Source organism: Paenarthrobacter ilicis, from assembly GCF_016907545.1.
GTDB classification, from domain to species: Bacteria; Actinomycetota; Actinomycetes; order Actinomycetales; family Micrococcaceae; genus Arthrobacter; species Arthrobacter ilicis.
In genome coordinates this window covers 876228-891182 of the sequence record NZ_JAFBCD010000001.1, presented here as the reverse complement: position 1 = coordinate 891182, position 14955 = coordinate 876228, and the positions used below count along the sequence as shown (strand labels likewise).

Annotated in this window: 17 protein-coding genes; 3 read left to right on the top strand and 14 right to left on the bottom strand. The window is 65.7% G+C overall.

Features of this window, described 5'->3' with window-relative positions; translation table 11 throughout:
- Positions 1-16 precede the first annotated feature (16 nt).
- From JOE60_RS04205 to flgB, 10 genes are read right to left on the bottom strand one after another with little or no spacing between them, the layout of a single operon-like run.
- Entirely contained in the window at positions 17-1594 is a 1578-nt protein-coding gene (locus tag JOE60_RS04205) for a flagellar hook-length control protein FliK (protein WP_167264360.1), read from the bottom strand.
- A complete protein-coding gene (locus tag JOE60_RS18470; protein ID WP_167264358.1) occupies positions 1594-2256 on the bottom strand; it encodes a C40 family peptidase in 663 nt (220 codons plus the stop codon). The genes JOE60_RS04205 and JOE60_RS18470 overlap by 1 nt, the downstream gene beginning before the upstream one ends.
- Entirely contained in the window at positions 2253-2678 is a 426-nt protein-coding gene (locus tag JOE60_RS04195; RefSeq protein WP_167264356.1) for a flagellar FliJ family protein, read from the bottom strand. The genes JOE60_RS18470 and JOE60_RS04195 overlap by 4 nt, the downstream gene beginning before the upstream one ends.
- A complete protein-coding gene (locus JOE60_RS04190; protein WP_167264354.1) occupies positions 2675-4003 on the bottom strand; it encodes a FliI/YscN family ATPase in 1329 nt (442 codons plus the stop codon). Before JOE60_RS04190 ends, JOE60_RS04195 begins: the two co-directional genes overlap by 4 nt.
- Positions 4000-4644 (bottom strand): FliH/SctL family protein, encoded by a 645-nt coding sequence (locus JOE60_RS04185; protein ID WP_167264352.1) that lies wholly within the window; start codon positions 4642-4644, stop codon positions 4000-4002. The genes JOE60_RS04190 and JOE60_RS04185 overlap by 4 nt, the downstream gene beginning before the upstream one ends.
- On the bottom strand, positions 4634-5659 hold the full coding sequence (fliG, locus tag JOE60_RS04180; RefSeq protein ID WP_167264350.1) for a flagellar motor switch protein FliG: 1026 nt from the start codon (positions 5657-5659) through the stop codon (positions 4634-4636). Before fliG ends, JOE60_RS04185 begins: the two co-directional genes overlap by 11 nt.
- On the bottom strand, positions 5656-7290 hold the full coding sequence (fliF, locus tag JOE60_RS04175; RefSeq protein WP_167264348.1) for a flagellar basal-body MS-ring/collar protein FliF: 1635 nt from the start codon (positions 7288-7290) through the stop codon (positions 5656-5658). The genes fliG and fliF overlap by 4 nt, the downstream gene beginning before the upstream one ends.
- The gene (gene fliE, locus JOE60_RS04170; RefSeq protein ID WP_167264346.1) at positions 7290-7589 is read right to left on the bottom strand and encodes a flagellar hook-basal body complex protein FliE; all 300 of its coding nucleotides are present in this window, start codon (positions 7587-7589) and stop codon (positions 7290-7292) included. Before fliE ends, fliF begins: the two co-directional genes overlap by 1 nt.
- On the bottom strand, positions 7589-7981 hold the full coding sequence (locus tag JOE60_RS04165) for a flagellar basal body rod protein FlgC (RefSeq protein WP_167264344.1): 393 nt from the start codon (positions 7979-7981) through the stop codon (positions 7589-7591). The genes fliE and JOE60_RS04165 overlap by 1 nt, the downstream gene beginning before the upstream one ends.
- Complete coding sequence (flgB, locus tag JOE60_RS04160) at positions 7981-8322, bottom strand: flagellar basal body rod protein FlgB (RefSeq protein ID WP_167264342.1); 342 nt, start codon at positions 8320-8322, stop codon at positions 7981-7983. Before flgB ends, JOE60_RS04165 begins: the two co-directional genes overlap by 1 nt.
- A 205-nt stretch (positions 8323-8527) precedes the next feature.
- Between flgB and JOE60_RS04155 the strand changes: the two genes are divergently transcribed.
- On the top strand, positions 8528-9754 hold the full coding sequence (locus JOE60_RS04155; protein ID WP_167264340.1) for an amidohydrolase: 1227 nt from the start codon (positions 8528-8530) through the stop codon (positions 9752-9754).
- On the opposite strand, the gene JOE60_RS04150 is transcribed toward JOE60_RS04155, so the two are convergent.
- The 4 genes from JOE60_RS04150 to JOE60_RS04135 form a co-directional block, all read right to left on the bottom strand.
- Entirely contained in the window at positions 9751-10035 is a 285-nt protein-coding gene (locus JOE60_RS04150) for a hypothetical protein (RefSeq protein ID WP_167264338.1), read from the bottom strand. The genes JOE60_RS04155 and JOE60_RS04150 overlap by 4 nt on opposite strands.
- Positions 10022-10459, bottom strand: coding sequence for a flagellar export chaperone FliS (gene fliS, locus JOE60_RS04145; protein WP_167264336.1), 438 nt, complete (start codon positions 10457-10459; stop codon positions 10022-10024). The genes JOE60_RS04150 and fliS overlap by 14 nt, the downstream gene beginning before the upstream one ends.
- Positions 10459-11841: a flagellar filament capping protein FliD gene (gene fliD / locus JOE60_RS04140; protein ID WP_167264334.1), complete on the bottom strand. Its 1383-nt coding sequence runs from the start codon at positions 11839-11841 to the stop codon at positions 10459-10461. Before fliD ends, fliS begins: the two co-directional genes overlap by 1 nt.
- Before the next feature lie 106 nt (positions 11842-11947).
- The gene (locus tag JOE60_RS04135; protein WP_204814829.1) at positions 11948-12784 is read right to left on the bottom strand and encodes a flagellin N-terminal helical domain-containing protein; all 837 of its coding nucleotides are present in this window, start codon (positions 12782-12784) and stop codon (positions 11948-11950) included.
- Between the two features lie 222 nt (positions 12785-13006).
- Here JOE60_RS04135 and JOE60_RS04130 point away from each other — a divergent pair, with 222 nt between their 5' ends.
- Both JOE60_RS04130 and flgK read left to right on the top strand, forming a co-directional pair.
- Entirely contained in the window at positions 13007-13489 is a 483-nt protein-coding gene (locus JOE60_RS04130) for a flagellar protein FlgN (RefSeq protein ID WP_167264332.1), read from the top strand.
- A gap of 30 nt (positions 13490-13519) precedes the next feature.
- On the top strand, positions 13520-14953 hold the full coding sequence (gene flgK / locus JOE60_RS04125) for a flagellar hook-associated protein FlgK (protein ID WP_167264330.1): 1434 nt from the start codon (positions 13520-13522) through the stop codon (positions 14951-14953).
- The last annotated feature ends 2 nt before the right edge of the window (positions 14954-14955 follow it).

Genomic DNA, 14955 nt, shown 5'->3' with positions numbered 1-14955 from the left:
TTGTCTCTCCTTCACGTCAGACGAGGATGTCCAGGCGGTGTGGACTGCTGGGGTCATGTACGACGCCGGGTGGCAGCTGGCGGGGTTGGTGCGGTTGGTCATCGGTTCCGTTCCCTGTGGTGTCACCGAAGCGTCGGGGCTGGGCCTCGGGATCACGAGTCCCCGCGCCAAGCCCCGTTCCTTGCCCTGCGCCATGGCCGTGCCCCTGCCCCGTGCCTTGGCCGTCTTTGCCGGAGTCGGCCGGGCTGTTGTGCGAGGAGAGGCTCAAGCTGGCGCCGGATTCTTCAAGCCCCCGCCGGAGTTCCGGGAGGATGTGCCGCACTGCCTCCCTGCCCGCATCACCGGGAGCGAACAGTTCAATACGCACGCCGGTGCCATCGATGTGTGCCCGGACGGTGAGGGGGCCAAGGTCATCCGGGGAGACCCGCAGCGTCATCACGTGCTCCCCGAGCCCGGCCGACGCCAGCGAGAACAGGGGCGTGGCGAGCTGATGCGTGAGGGGCTGTTGGGGTGCGGGGGCAGCCGGAGTGGGCAGGACCGGTGCGGGCGGCAGGGGCGCGGGCTGCAGGGTAGGCGTGGTCTCGAGTGCAAACGCGGGCTGCACCGGAGCGGGCTGCGCAGGCAGGGCTGGCGCGGGTTGTGCTGGCGCGGGTTGTGCTGGCGCGGGCAGGGCTGGCGCGGGTTGTGCGGCGGGGGGTGGGACCGCGCCCAATTCGACGGTTCCCTGCGGATTCGATGGTAGGAAGCGTCGAGTGTGCAGCGAGCCATCTAAATGGGCAGTGGGAGTAGCCGGAGGGGTCGGAGCTGAAACCGGTACGGTCCGGGCGGCCGCTTTACCCCCGGCATCGGAAGCGCCCGCGACCTTCGAAACCACGGCGTCGCGGGCATCACTGCCGGCAGCAACACCCGTCTGAGTACCAGCGGTCGCCCCTACAGCCACAGAACCCTCCAGCCAGGAGCCAGCCACAGGCCCGTCCGTTTCGGGGATTCCCTGCGGGTTGGACGGCAGGAAGCGTCGAGTGGGCAGCGAGGCAGCGTAAGGGGCGAAGTCCATGTGCCCGGCGGACGCAGTCACCACCAGATCCCCACCAAGGGCGGCGGCGTCGTCCTTGGCAGCGGCCGTGCCTGGACGTGCGGACTCGCCCAGCAGCATGGCTTCACCCGCGCCACCAGCCCCAACCCCAGCCCCAGCCCCAGCCCCAGCCCCATCCGAAGCCAAGGAAACCTCAGCACCATTAGCACCAGCGATGCCGGCCAATCCAGCCGGCGATCCGTCCGAAGCACCCGTCGCGCCCGTTTCGGGGGTTCCCTGCGAAACAGGCGGCTCCAACCATCGAATGGGCAGCGAAGCATCGAACTGGGCATCCGTTTCGACGACTTCCTGCGCGTTAGACGGAAGGAGACGTCGGTTGTGCAGCGGGGCATCGACATGGCCATCATCGAGCCAGGTCCCCGAATCCATTTCGGAAGCCATCACGGCGTCGAAGGCACCCCCACCCGAAGAAGCGGCACCTCGCACCTCGCCAGCAGGAGCTCCCACACCGGCAGGACCACCCATGAATCCCCCGGCAGCAAATCCACCAACCGCCTGCATCACGCACTCCCTGCCGGAACAATCCGGCGGATCGACGTCAGGTTGGAGTACTTCTCCCATGCGTCGCGGATTTGGATGGTCTGGCCCGGAACGGGAGCGTCGATGGCCTTGCCGTTGCCCAGATAGATGGAGATGTGTTCGCCGCCGTAGCTGACCAGGAGGTCCCCGGGTTTCGCCTCCGCCAGTGATGCGACAGGTGTGCCCTTCTGCATTTGGTCGCTGACCACGCGCGGCAACTCCACCCCAAGATCCTTGAACACCCTCTGGACGAATCCGGAGCAGTCCATGCCCACCGCCGGGTTGGTGCCACCCCACACGTAGGGCACGCCGATGTACTTCTTGGCAGCTGCCACCACGGCGTCACCCGAAACGGCGCCGCCGCTGGTGCCGACGGCCGCCGCCCCAGCGGTCGCCGTCGTACTTCCAGCAGCGGGCAACAGCGAGCCCAAGCCCGCAGCACCCACCCCGGAAACCAGCGAAGAGGACGAGGAGGATGAGGTCCCCATGGCGCTGCTCAGGGCAGAGGCGAAGGACGCAGCGTCGGCAGCCGAAGCCGCCGAGGAACCCGAAGAAACCGCCGTGGAAGTCCTGGCCCCCTGGGCCAACTGCTGCAGCTGGGACTCGATGCTCTGAATCCGCCCAATGGCATCGGTCATGCTCATGAGCCGGCCTTCCTGTGCCACGCGGTGGAGGCGATTTCGTCCAGGACGCCCTGTTCGGCGCGGAGGGCGGACGCGGCGTATTCGGCATAGTGGCGGACTTCGAGTTTCTCCAGCCCCACGGCGCGGCGCTTCGCTTCGGTGTACTCAGCCCGGGCTGAGGCTGCCTCGGTTTCGGCCACGGCAGCAAGCGCATCCAGCTCGGCCAGCATGCTCTGCGAGGAGGCCCGGGCAGCCGCGATGGCCAGGAGGGACGCGGAATCGCCAGCGTGCCCGGCCGAATCCGCCAGGGCTTCGCGGGCTTCTGCCCGACGCACCCGCAACGATGCCGACCGCGAGTTGGCCGCGGCCAGCCCGCTTTCCGCGGACTTCTGTTCGGCCTGCCGCAGCCGCAAGAGCCCGGCCAGGGAGAATTGTCGGTTCACGCGGCTCCTTCAAAGTGTCCAAAGTGCGCTGAGAGTCGTGTCAGTTCGGCCCAGGCAGTGCTGTGGGGCGTCGATTCGTTCATCCCCTGCCGGAGGAACTGGTTGATGGCATCCTCGTGATCCAGGGCGGCGTCCACCAGGGGGTTGCTGCCGTGCCGGTACGCGCCCACGTCGATCAGGTCCTGGGCACTCCGCCGCGCTGCGAGGACCCGCCGGAGCATCACGGCGAGCGCCGTATATTCGCGGGCGTTCACTTTGGACGCCACACGGGACACCGAGCCCAACACATCAACGGAGGGAAAGTGCCCCGTCACGGCGAGTTTGCGGTCCAGGACCACGTGGCCGTCCAGGATGGATCGGGCGGCATCGGCGATGGGTTCGTTGTGGTCGTCGCCGTCCACCAGCACGGTGTAGATCCCGGTGACAGAGCCGGTTTCGGCGGTCCCGGCGCGTTCCAGCAGCCGGGCCAGGACGGAAAAGGTCGACGGCGGGTAGCCGCGGGTGGCGGGCGGCTCACCTGCGGAGAGGCCGATCTCGCGCTGGGCCATGGCCACGCGGGTCAGGGAGTCCATCATGAGCACCACGTCCTTGCCTGCTTCACGGAAGGACTCGGCGATCCGGGTGGCGGTGACGGCTGCGCGGATCCGCATGAGGGCGGGTTCGTCGGAGGTGGCAACCACCACCACGGAGCGGGCCAGCCCCTCGGGTCCGAGGTCGTCTTCGAGGAACTCGCGGACTTCGCGGCCGCGCTCCCCCACCAGTGCGATCACGGAGACTTCGGCGTCGGTTCCCCGGGCCACCATGGACAGCAGGGAGGACTTGCCCACGCCGGACCCAGCGAACAGGCCCATGCGCTGCCCGCGGCCCAACGTGGTCATGGTGTCCAGCACACGGACCCCGGTCTGCAGGGGTGTGTCGATGCGTGCCCTGCTCATGGCCGACGGTGCTTCCTGATCCAGGGGCACCATGCGCGACGGCGGGAGGGGGCCTTTGCCATCGATCGGCCGGCCCAGGGCGTCCAGCACCCGTCCGAACAAGCCCTTGCCAGTGGGCACCAGCAGGGGGCTTCCTTTGGCCCGCGCCGGAGCCCCAGCGGCCACACCTGTCAACCGGCCAAGGGGCATGCACCGCACGGCCCCGCTGACCGAGGCGACTACTTCGGCGTCGAGCGTTTCATGGCCCGCGCCGACAGTAACAAGCTCACCCACGGCACAATCCAGCCCGGCAATTTCCAGGCCCAGGCCCAGCACGGACGTCACCGTCCCGACGCGCTGCGGGGCGGCGGCCGCAACGGCTGCATGAAAGCGGTCCGCGTGTGGCCTCATGCACCGGCTCCCAGCAGGGCCTGCTTGGCCCGCTCGAGCGCGGCACCAATGCGTGCATCGATCCACCCGTTCAGATACTCCCCCACCGCGTCCCCGGGGGCGAGCGTGTCGTCAGCCGTCAGCTCGACGCCGGCAACGTCCACCACGCCGGCGGCCGCGAGCGCTGCGAGGTCGCGCGGGTGGAGGCGTACCGTGGTGACGCGTCCGACGCCGGTGCCTTGCGTTCCGAGGGCACGCTTGAGTGCGGCGCGGGCGGTGTTCTCCCCTTGGGCAAGTTCGTAGCCCAGGATGGCTTCCGCGAGTTCGATCGCACTGACCGCAAGCACATCCTGCACATCAGCCACAGCGACTTCCTGGCGCTGTTGCGCGGCGCTGGCTGCCGCCTGCAAAAGCTGGACGGCCCGCGCCAAGGCCGAGCGGCCGGCGTCGAGCATTTCCTCATGCTCTTGCTGCAGGCGCTGTTGCAGTTGCAACTGTTCCGCCGCGGCGGCCTGCAGCCCCGCTGAGTAACCGGCGGCATGGCCTTGGACGAAGGCGCGGTCCGGTTCGCCGGAACGCCCGGTGGTGCTGAGCCCGGTGGTGCTGAGCCCGGTGGTGCTGAGCGAGGGAAAAGTGACCGGGGTGTAGCCCTCAGTAGACAAAGTCGTCCTCGTCTCCGCGCCGCACCACGATCGCGCCTTCTGCTTCGAGTTCGCGGATGGACCGGACGATCTCGGCCCTGGCTTCCTCCACTTGGGAGGCACGGACCGGACCGGAGGCGGCCATCTCCGACTCAAGGATTTCCAGGTTGCGGCCGGACATGTTGGCGCGGACGGTATCCAGCACCACCGCCGGGGCGCCCTTCATGGCCAAGGCCAGGACATCGGCGCTGACCCCACGGAGGATCTGCTGGATGTCGCGCGGTTCCAGCTTCACGATGTCCACGAACGTCAGCATGCGTGCCCGGACTTCCGTGGCGAGCTCGGGGTCCAAGGTGCCCAAGCCGTCCAGGACCGAGCGTTCGGTACTGACGTCGGACCGGTTGATGATGTCCACCAACGGTTGGATACCGCCAACAATTTCGTTGGACTTCCGTTGCGACATGACGGCACCAGCGCGGACCTTGAGGGTTTCAGCCACGATGCCAACTGCCTCGGGCGACGCGGAGCCCATGGTGGCGATGCAGCGGGCAACCTCGATGCGCTGGGTGTCGCCCAGCCCGGCCATGACCACCGAGGCCTTCCCCGGCCGCAGGTGGGCGAGGATCAGTGCGATGGTTTGCGGCAGCTCACCGTCGATCAGCGCCAGGATCTGGCCGGGGTCCATCATGTCCAGGAACTCGAAGGATTTTCCGGCCATGGTGGACGCGAGGCGGTCCATGAAGCCGGCGGCTTTGTCCGCGCCGAAGGATGCTTCAAGAAGTCCGACGGCGAATTCCTGGCCGCCGCGGGCCGTGCGGCGGCCGCTGACGGCCAGTCCGTGGAATTCGTTGATGACATGGTCCGCGACCACCGAGGAGACACGGCGCAGCCGGACTATTTCTGCGGCGATCTCTTCGGCCTCGGATTCGGAGAATTGCGCCATGACCGCGGCAGCGCTGGTGGGGCTCATTTGCATGAGCACCACGGCCACCTTTTGCACCCCGTTCAGGGCCGAGGCTTCGGGGACCAGGGTCATACGGACTGCCTCTCATCCATGAGGCCGCGCAGGTACTCTGCGGTGCGGGCGGGGTTGTCGGCCACCATGGCCTCGATCTGGGCGCGCTTGAGTTCGCCGTCAAGTGCTTCCGAGCCCGGCAGCGGCAGCGCGGGCGTCGGCGGGACAGGGGATGCGGGCTGGATGGAGGTCAGCTCGATCGCCGAGGTGGGGGGTCCGCTGATGGCCTGCGTGGGGATGGCCTCCGGCAGCGCAACGTAGTCCACCCGCTCGCCGAGGTCCACGGGCTCACGTCGCTGGCGGCGCTTCAGGGTGATGAGGACCACCACGATCAAAGCGATGGCTGCCAGCAGGATGCTTGCGGCCAGGATCAGGGTGTTCTTCAACGCCGCGTCCTTGGCTGCTTCGGCATCGGCCTGCGCGGTGCCCAGCGCTTCGGCAGCCTTGTCTGCGGCCGCGGTGCTGAAGGGCAGCACTTCAACAGTGACTACGTCTCCCCTTGCCGTGTCGATGCCGGCGGCGGAGGTGACCAGCGCCCGTACCGAATTGACGTTGACTCCACCGGCTGCTGCCTGGTTGATCGCCACCGAGATGGTCTGGCGCTTCACGGCACCCTGGGGAATGGTGCGGTCCTCGGTGACCTTGTTGACGGCGTTGTTCTTGGTGGTATCGCTGGAGTCATAGGATCCGTTGGCGTTGGTTCCGCCCGGGACGGCGATGTTGTCCGGGCCCAGGACACCGGCCGCTCCGCCGCCGGTTCCGGTGTACTTCTCGGTTTTGGTGGACTCGCTCAGTGCAGGGGTGTCGGCGGCGGGCGTGAACGTTTCGCTGCGTTGTTGGGCGGATTCCGCGGTGACATCCGCGGCGACGGCAACAGTTGCATTGCCCGGTCCCACAACACTGTCCAGGACTGCCCGGACGGCGTCGGAAGTGCGCTGCTGGTAATCGGTTGCCTGCTTGGAGGAGGATCCGGTGGCGCCCCCGCCCACAGTGGAGAGGACGTTTCCCTGGGAGTCCACCACGGAGACGTTGGTGGGCTTCAGGTTTTCGATCGCTGCGGAGGTCAGGTGCACAATGGCTTGCACTTTGTCCGCGGACAGGGTGGTCCCGGGCTGGGTCTCCACGAATACCGAGGCTGTGGCCTCCGGTGTGGTGTCCACGAACACGGACTTCTCCGGAATGGCCAGCCTGACCGCGGCGCTCTTGACCCCGTCCATCGCTTGCACGGTGGTGCTGAGCTCGCCCTCCAGTGCGCGCTTGTAGGTCACTGACTGTTGGAACTCAGAGGACGTGACACCCAGTTTGTCCAACAAGGAATAGCCAGTGGCAGCGGCACTCGGCAACCCGGCTGCGGCAGCCTTCAACCGTTCGTCGTAGACCTTGTCCTCCGGGACCAGGATGGTGGAACCACCGTTGCTGAGTTCGTACGGGATGTTGTCTTTCCGGAGTTGCTCCACGATGCTGTTCGCATCGGTGTCCTTCAGCCCGGAGAACAGGGGCGAATAGGCAGGCTTCCCCAGCCATGCAGTCAGGGCCACGCCGCCGAGGACCAGCACCGCGATGCCCAGGATGGCGAGGGTTCGCTGGGCAGGGCTGAATGCCTGGATACCGCCCCCGAGCTTGCGGAAAAACCGGGAAATCGCTGGTGGCATCAGGCCTGCATCCTCATGATCTCGTTGAACGCATCAATGCCCTTGTTGCGGACGGCGGCCACCAGTTCAAAAGTGACCTGGGCCCGCGTCGAGGCCAGGGTGGCCCGGTGAATGTCGTCGAGGTTGCCGGTTACCGCGGATACTGCCAGTTCCTTGGACGTTGACTGCAGGGACTGCAGATTGTCGACGGCGCCAGTCAGGGCGGCGCCAAAGTCGGCACCGGTAGTTGCCGGCGTTGCGGGGCTCGCGTAGCCAGTGCCGCTCACGCCTTGGATCGCGGTAATCGGGCCGAGGGACATCAGGATTTTCCTATCTCAAGGGCGGCCAAGTAGGTTTCGCGTGCCCGGTCAACCACCTGGGCGTTGGCCTGGTAGCCGCGCTGGGCGATGATCAGGGTCCCCATTTGCTCAGCCATGTCAATGTCCGGGTACCGGACATTGCCGTTGGCATCGGCCAAGGGATGGTCGGGTTGGTAAACAATCCGGCCTTCACCATTGCCCAAAGGAGTGCTTTTGACATAGACGCCGTCGCCGTTGTTTCCCTCGGCTGCTTCGATGTACCGGGCGCGGAAGGCCTGGCCATCCGTTCGGGATGCGTTGTTCATGTTGGCGAGGTTGTCCGAGACCGCATCCAACCACTTGCGGTGGACAGTCAGTGCGGAACCGGCGATACCTATTGCGTCGAAGGTCATCAGTTGGTCCTCAAGGCCGTGCGCAGGGAGGTGAATTCACCGGCAGCTGCCCGCGAAGCGAACTGGTAGCGCAGCACGGTGTCGATGTTGGACAGAGTCTCGGTGTCCAGATTGACGTTGTTTCCGTCGGTCCGGGTGGGTTCCTCGGAGGGAGCAACCGTTGCGTTGGCATGGCCGTCGCCGGAACGCACGGAGGCTGCCAGTTGATCTTCGAAAGAGACCCTCTTGGCTTGGTAATTGGGAGTGTTGACGTTCGCGATGTTGTTGGCGATGGTCCGCTGGCGCAGGGAGAGCGCGTCCAAGGCGCTGGCCAAGGCGGCGGAAGTCACGGATTCAAGCACAAAGTCCTCACCTGCTGGTGTCCCAAGGCCAATCCGTGGCCATGCATCGAGCGATCCATGCTCAGCAACACTTATCGGCCGGGTTGGAAAGCACGTTAGGAAAACTTCCGGACTTATTTTGTGCCCTGGTTTTCCCAGCCGGCGCATATTTTCGTGTGGATAGACTGGCGAAACCTACGGCGTCGAACGAAAAAAGGGCAGATTCATGACGATTGACCTCGAAGAGCTTTACAAAGACCTGCACACGAACCCTGAACTCTCCTTCCAGGAAGTCCGGACGTCCGGCATCGCAGCCCAACACCTGGAAGACCTTGGCTTCACCGTGCATCGCAATGTGGGCAAGACCGGGGTGGTGGGTGTCCTTGAGAACGGCCCTGGGCCGGTGGTCATGCTCCGTGCGGACATGGATGCCCTGCCGGTCAAGGAGGCCACTGGCCTGGACTATGCAAGCACGGCAGCCGGCGTGGACCCTGAAGGAAATGACGTCTCCGTGATGCACGCCTGCGGGCACGACGTCCACGTGACGTGCCTGGTGGGCGCGGCCGAATCACTGGCCGGCCGGAAGCAGGAATGGCAGGGCACCCTCATCGCAGTCTTCCAGCCCGCAGAGGAGTGGGGCGGTGGGGCGCAGACCATGGTCAAGGATGGTCTGTATGAGCGCGTTCCCAAGCCGGACGTCGTCCTGGGCCAACACGTGGCGCCTTTTCCGGCCGGTTGGTTCGGCGTGCGCGCCGGCGTCACCATGGCCTCAGCCGATTCCCTCAACGTGATCCTGCATGGGCGTGGCGGCCACGGTTCCCGTCCCGAGACCACCGTTGATCCTGTCTTCATGGCAGCTGCCGCCACCGTCCGTTTGCAGGGAATCGTGTCCCGGGAACTCGCCGCCAGCGACTCTGCAGTGGTAACGGTGGGCCAGATCCATTCCGGTACCAAGAACAACATCATCCCCGAGACCGCGAGCCTGGGACTGAGTGTCCGGTCCTTCAGCGACGCAACCCGGGACAAGGTGCTGGGCTCCATTGAACGGATCGTCAAGAGCGAGGCGACCGCATCCGGTGCCCCCAAGGATCCGGAATTCGTCTATGAAGAACACTTCCCGTTGACGGTCAATGATGAAGCGGCCGCCGCACGGGTCAAGGCCGCATTCCAGACTGCTTTCGGTGAAGGACACATCATCGATCCCGGCCCGGTGTCCGGCAGCGAGGACGTCGGAGCGCTGGCGAAGGCTGCCGATGCTCCCTTGGTGTTCTGGTTCCTTGGCGGTGCGGACCCGGCGTTGTTCCAGGAGTGGGCAACCACCGGCAGGCTCCCCGATGTTCCGTCCAACCACTCCCCCTACTTCGCACCGGTCATCCAGCCGACGCTGGCCCACGGTTCGAAGGCCATGGCTACGGCGGCACTTGAATTCCTCGGCGCCGGGGCCTCCGACTAGCCGCGAACGTCGAGCAATAACGGCCGGTCCGGGCCCGCGCCCGATCGCACGGCGTCGATGGCACCGAGCTGCGTGCCGGCGTCGTGCTTCAACCCCGCAACCATGGCGACCGCGTCCGCTTGGGCATCAAGGACCCTTCGGGCGCGGTCAGCCAAGGCTGCGGGCAGTGGCCCCACCTCCAGCGGGGGCGTCCACGACGGAACCTCCCCACCGGAGACAGCCAGGGCAATGTCCCGCTCGAAACCGTCCAGGATCCCGGCCCAGGCCTCAAGCGACTCCAAGGGCCCTGCCACTGGCAACGGGTGCGGACGTGGGAACCGGGGCATGTGCTGACAGTGCTGCCGCGGCCTCGTGCCAGCCTTGGCGCAACGGCTCAAGGAGTTCGACGCATTCCTTGGTACGGTCCACGTCGCGGTAAATATTGGCGCCTATCAGGGCTTCAAGACAGTAGTCGTAGATGCTTGCCAATGACTCCGCGCCGTCCCAGGCGTCCGTCCGCAGCGAGGAACGCAGCTCAGTCACAATGGCCTGGGCGTGCAGCAGGTTTTCGCGGGCCGTGTCCCACGTGTTGCCCTCTTGGGCGAGCTGGGCGCGCTTGAGGTCCAACAAGAGCCTGTCGTAGAGCATGGTGAGCAACCGTGCTGGAGGCGCGGAAAGGACAGCGTCGTCGTTGTACCGGGAAATTTGCTGGGCGCGGAGTGCCATTATTCTCCTGAGGACTGCTTCGAGAGACTGGAAATTTGACCGGACAACCAGGCCGATTGGGACTGGAGGCCGCCGAGGACAACCTCCATGTTGGTGTAGACCGACTGCAGCGTGGCGCGGCGGGTGATGAGGCGCTGGTCCCAGTCCGCGATCCTGTTGCCGAGATCCCTGACTTCGGATTCGCGGCCCTTGATGAGCCCGGACACCGCGCCCTTGTAAGGGTCCGAGGCTGCCGTGGCGGCGTCGGCGAGCCGTGCCGCGAGTCCCTGGACGGCTGCCTGGGTGGCCACGGGATCAGCGGCGAGTGACTTGGCGAACTTGTCGGCGTCGAAGGTGAAGTCGCCAGCTTTGGTGATGTTGATGCCGTACTCGGCGGGAGACTTCCCGGCGATGGGCCGGGACAGTGCAGCCAGAACTTGGTCGTTGACCGCGCGGACCGTGCTGTTGCCCGTGAAAATCCCGGCCTTGGGCACGGAGGCGCCCTTGGAATCAGTGGTCTTTGACACCGCAGAGTAGATGGCAATGAACCCCAGGACGTCGTTGACCGATTTGACCAGGTCCTCGGCTTTCTTGGTGGTCCCGGCAACGTCGCTCGCAACAGTCACCGTGACCGGACCCGCCGTCACAGCCGACGCCGTGATGGAGACACCGGGAAGGACATCCTGGAAGGTATTGCTGCCGGACGTCAGGACCTGCGCGGCGGCAGTGCCGGCGTACAGCGTCGCTTGGGCGTCTTGGGCGGATTTCACGACGGCGGCACCCGCCTCGCTCACCAGGTCCACTGCGGTGCCATCACCCACCTGCGCGGGGGTGCCACGGTAGGCGGTAAACGCACCGGCCGCCCCTGGGGTGGTGGCTGTGAGCTGCAGCCGGTAAGTCCCGTTGCCCGCCGGGACTTTCACGGCATGCGCACCGGCAGAGGCTGCGTTGATGGCCGAAACCACGTCATCCAAGGATGTTCCCGCAGGGACAACCTCGGTCTTCTTACCCGTGGAATCGACAATCGTGAGCCGGTCAGGCACACCGCCGCCGGCCGGCCAAGCGGTCATTGCAGCAGTGACGTTGACCTGGGTCTGGGCCAACTGCGTGACTGTCAGATCGATCGATCCGGCAGAGGCCGCCGTCGTGGTCTTTGCCGTGATGGAAGGTGCGCTGCTGCTTGCGGTGAAAAGGTTCAGCGCACCGGCAGCCGAGCCTGCCACGGAAAGGTCCTTCAATGCCGTCAGCTTGGTATTGAAGGATTGCAGCGTGGAAATGATGGTCTGGTTGGCCGCCAGCTTGGTCTTGAGCTGGGTCTGCGGCAGTGCCTCGACCGACATGAACGAGTTGATCAGATCGGTGGTTTTGAGGCCGCTGACAAGGCCGTCAATCGCAGTTCCCACGCGTGCCCCTTCCGGAAGGCTCGTTGTACGAAGTGTCCGACGCCGGCCGGCCAGGACGGGTCCCGGCCGGCCGGCGCAGGCTCATGCGTCTAAAAACCGTGAAGGCTTAGCGCAGGAGGGACAGGACACCCTGGCCGGACTGGTTTGCCTGGGCCAGCATGGCAGTGCCGGCCTGGGACAGGATGTTGGCCTTGGTGTACTTGACCATTTCGGCTGCCATGTCCGTGTCGGCGATGCGGGACTGTGCGGCCTGCAGGTTTTCGCCGGAGACGTTCAGCGTCTTGATCGCGTGGTCCAGGCGGTTCTGGTTGGCGCCGAGGTCCGAGCGCTGTGCCGAAACCGTGGTGATCGCTGCGTCGATAGCCGTGATCGTGGTCTGGGCAGCGGCGTTGGTGGTGACATCGAAACCGGTTGCGCCAGTGGCCGAGGACAGGGTGCCGGCAGCCGTTGCCACGTCGCCAAGGTTGACGGCGATGGTGTCGTTGGCAGTACCGGCGGTACCAACCTGGATGTTCTTCGAACCGCCCTTGAGCAGGTCGATGCCGTTGAAGTTGGTGGACTGCGTGATGCGGTCCAGCTCCTTGCCCAGCGAATCGGCTTCGTCCTTGATGGCATCGCGTGCTGCCGTGTTGTTGGTGTCGGAGGCACCCTGGACTGCGAGGTCGCGCATGCGCTGCAGTACGGAGTGGACCTCGCTGAGGGCACCTTCAGTGGTCTGGATGAGGCTGATGCCGTCCTGGGCGTTACGTGCGGCAACCGCGGAGCCGCTCACCTGGGACTTGAGGCCTTCAGAAATGGCAAGGCCGGCTGCGTCGTCCGCAGCACGGTTGATGCGCAGGCCGCTGGAGAGCTTCTCCATCGACTTGGACAGGTTGTCCTGCGTGGCGTTCAAGTTGCGGTACGCGTTGTTTGCCATCAGGTTGTTGTTGATCTGCATGCCCATGTTGTTTCCTCCATGATGTGGACTTAAGGTGCGACAGCCCATCCGTGGGCCGTCACAGAGCACTATCGACCGGCCACTGCGGACCCGTTAGGAAATTCCTGCGTAAAGATTCAGGGGCCCCGCCGCCTAACCCCGGCGCCGGCGCGGCCGATAGCTAATGGGGAGTTGGCGGGAGCTACGCCACCACAACCGCACCCGATACCGGAATTGGAGTTGACCCCCGTGGCCATCCAAGAACTGTCTGCCCTTCTGTGGCGCGAGCGCGAACTATTGGACCTGTTGACCTTTAAGCTCGAAGAAGAGCAACTGCTCCTGACGGCCGGCAAGTCCCGTTGGTTGCCCCACGGCACCCGGGAAGTGGAACAGGTACTGGAGCGCGTTTCCCAGGCCGGACTGGCACGCGCAGTAGAGATCGCTGCCGTTGCTGCGCAATGGGGCGTCTCGCCGGATTCCCCGCTTGCCGAGCTGGCCGAAGCAGCGCCGGATCCTGCCTGGGCCGAGGTCCTCACATCCCACGTCACAGCCATGCGCCAACAGACGGCGGCCATCAAGGAACTTCGCGATGCCAACCAGCAGTTCCTGCGCGCAGCCGTCCGCTCCACCCAGGAAACCCTGGCAGACCTCAAACCCGCGGCTGGGACCTACGACTCCCAGGGCCGCACCGGGGACCGGGCAGCAGCGCACCTGGTCGACCGGCAATTCTGACCGTCACACCAGCGAAAAGGACATCTTCACGTGAGCACCTTCGGCGGACTCAATACGGCCTACCGTGGCCTCACCGCGGCCCAGCAAGCCATCAACCTGGCCGGGCAGAACATCGCCAACGCCACCACTCCCGGCTACACGCGCCAGCGACTGGAACAGTCAGCCATCGGTGCGCCGTCTTCCGTTGGGCTTAACCCGTCCATCGGCCAGGCCGGACAAGGCGTGTCAGTGGACGGAATCGCGCGGCTTGGCAACAGCTTCCTGGACGCAGGAGTCCGCAACACTGCGGCGCAAACCGGCTTTACGGGACTCCGCTCCACCGAATTGCAGCAGCTTGAGGACGCACTCCAGGAACCCGGACCGCACGGAATCTCGACGGCGTTGCACACCTTTTGGGCGTCATGGCAGGGGGTCTCAAACCACCCGGGCGAGGCCACTCCGGCGTCGGTATTGCTGGAAGCCGCCACCACCCTCAGCGCAACGGTGTCCTCGGGCTACAAGGCACTCGATGCTCAGTGGACCCGCGTCAGGGGCGAGGCTTCAACCACCGTGGATGAGCTCAACGCCGTGGCCGGCCGGGTTGCCGAGCTCAATGCGACCATCCGCTCGGTGCTGGCATCCGGTGGTTCCGCCAACGAACTCATCGATGCCAGGAACCAGATGACCGAAGCCATCGCCACGTTGGCGGGCGGAACGGTCCGTGACAACGCAGATGGCACCGCGGACGTGGTCGTCGGCGGCAACGCCCTGGTCTCGGGGACCTCGCACCGGGAACTGAAGCTGGCTGGCCAGACCACCATGGGCGCGGCCGGTCAGCCGGTGCGGCTGGAGTGGAAGGACCGTCCGGGCGTCGCGGTAAACCTCGACGGCGGACAACTCGCCGGAGCGGTATCGCTCCTGGCACCTGCAGCAGCCGGGAGCAAGGGACAAGGAACCGGCGGGGCGATCGCTGAAGCGGCAGCCGCCTACAACGCTTTCGCCACCCAATTGATGAACGACGTCAATGCTGTCCACCGCACAGGTCAAACCCCCAACGGGACAGGCAACCTGGATTTCTTCGCCATCACACCCGGAGCTCCCGCTGCGCTGTCCCTCCGTGTTGTTCCCACCAACGCCGCAGGAATCGCTGCCGGCGCGCCCGGAGGCGGGTCCCTGGACGGCAGCATCGCCGACGCTGTGGCCCAGGTTGGCTCGAAACCGGGTGCACCGGACACGTTCTGGAACGGCGTGGTGGCCGGCATCGGAATGGCCTCCAGGTCAGCCCAACAACACTCCCGGTTGGCTGACGCGGCGAGTGCTTCCGCCGTCGGGCAGCGTTCCTCGTCCGCGGCGGTGAGCCTGGATGAAGAAAACGTGGCTTTGCTGGCAAGCCAGCATGCCTATCAAGCGGCGGCCCGCGTGATGACGGCCATTGACGAAGCCCTGGATGTCCTGATTAACCGCACCGGATTGGTGGGAAGGTAAGC